Genomic DNA, 1,646 nt, shown 5'->3' on the forward strand with positions numbered 1-1,646 from the left:
TTACTCTGTTTGAATGCATAAGCCCCAAGAACGGAAGAAACCTCCATGTGGGTATAATGTTTAACAACTGTTGGGTCGAGAACCAGCTCGCCCAAAATACACCACAGGGAGGTTTCTATGAGCGCATGTTACTTTATCGGGTTGGATATCCACAAGAAGATGATTGCCTACTGCATCAAAACTATTGACGGTCGCCTGGTCGATCAAGGGATGGTTTCCGCAGACAGGGTATCGTTGAGTGCATGGGCGCAGCGCCTACCCGGTCCATGGATCGGAGCGATGGAGGCCACCATCTTCACTGGCTGGGTGTATGATTTTCTCGCGCCCCATGCCCTGGCGTTGAAGGTGGCCCACCCCGAGATGCTCAAAGCCATCACTGCGGCCAAGAAGAAAAATGACCAGGCCGACGCGGAGAAGATCGCCGATCTTCTGCGGGTCGACTTGTTGCCGGAATGTGCCATGCTCCCGCAAGAAATCAGGGAGTTGCGGCGGATTCTACGATATCGCAATCACCTGGTGCGGACCGCAGTCAACATGCACAACAAAATGTCCGGCCTGTTGATGGAAGTTGGGGCCGGCTACAGCAAGAACCGCCTGCGTGGCAAGAAATATTTCCATGAACTGCTGGACAGGCTTGACGAGATACCGCCTTCGGTCAAGGAACTCCTGATGTTGAGTCGTGCCGGGTTTGAGATGTTCCAGACGTTCCAGAAACGGCTGATCCAAACCTTGCGGACTAATCCACTAATCCAGGAAAGGGTTACCCGCTTGATAACCATTGCCGGGGTCGGCGAGGTTACGGCGCTGACCTGGGTTTTGGAAATCGGGCCTGTTTCTCGATTTGGCTCAATTCGCCAGGCCATCAGTTACTGCGGGCTGTGCAGTGCGCAACGGGAATCCGCCGGCAAGCAACAGCGGGGACCGATCTCCAAAAAGCGCAACAAACATCTCCAGAGCATTCTGGTCGAGGCGGCAAAATTAGCCCCGCGCTGGAACCCACAACTGGCTGACATCCATCAGCGGGAATTGAACAGAGGCAACCGGAACCGAGCCACACTTGCGGTGGCCAGACGACTGGTCGCCTACATGATGGCGGTTGACAAAGGCGAAACCAACTTCGTCTTCCGCGAGGAACAAAAAGCGGGTTAGGAAAAAAGCAGCATACGCTCTACCAAAAACCACGATCTTCCCGCCGGTCCTCGCCGAATTGGGGTCTCTGCATGCAAAGGATGCAATGCAGCTTATACTCTGTTTCGAGGCCGGTGGGTTGACCCACACTCAATCTTCTGCCGAGGTCGATGAGGATACAGGGTAATATGAACCGTATCCGGTCTCGAATGCAGCAAATGGATGTCTGGTCGCGTGTTTACGCTGACTCATTGGACAAGAAGAAAAAGATCGAGTTGCGGCAGGGTGTTTGAAAATGCGCAAGGCATTGAGTTGAGCTCGCAACCCGCTCCAGCGGGAGGGCCATTCCTCCGACGAGCTACACTTTGGCCCATTCTCGGAACGGCCCTCCAGCTTCCGCTCCCACCGAGGTGTAGCCAAGATCGGGGCAGCAGCAAGGCGGAAGCAGACTCATTCCTGGGCGAGACGGGAAACCTCCGTTTTCCCATTGACAATACTTATCATGGATGACCCCATTT

The 1,646-nt window shown here is 54.4% G+C and carries 1 protein-coding gene; it reads left to right on the forward strand.

Features of this window, described 5'->3' with window-relative positions:
• The first annotated feature begins 117 nt into the window (after positions 1-117).
• The gene (locus HNQ81_RS17240; RefSeq protein WP_183352661.1) at positions 118-1,149 is read left to right on the forward strand and encodes an IS110 family RNA-guided transposase; all 1,032 of its coding nucleotides are present in this window, start codon (positions 118-120) and stop codon (positions 1,147-1,149) included.
• Positions 1,150-1,646 lie beyond the last annotated feature (497 nt).

It is taken from the genome of Desulfoprunum benzoelyticum, from assembly GCF_014201505.1.
In the GTDB taxonomy this organism is placed as follows: Bacteria; Desulfobacterota; Desulfobulbia; order Desulfobulbales; family Desulfocapsaceae; genus Desulfoprunum; species Desulfoprunum benzoelyticum.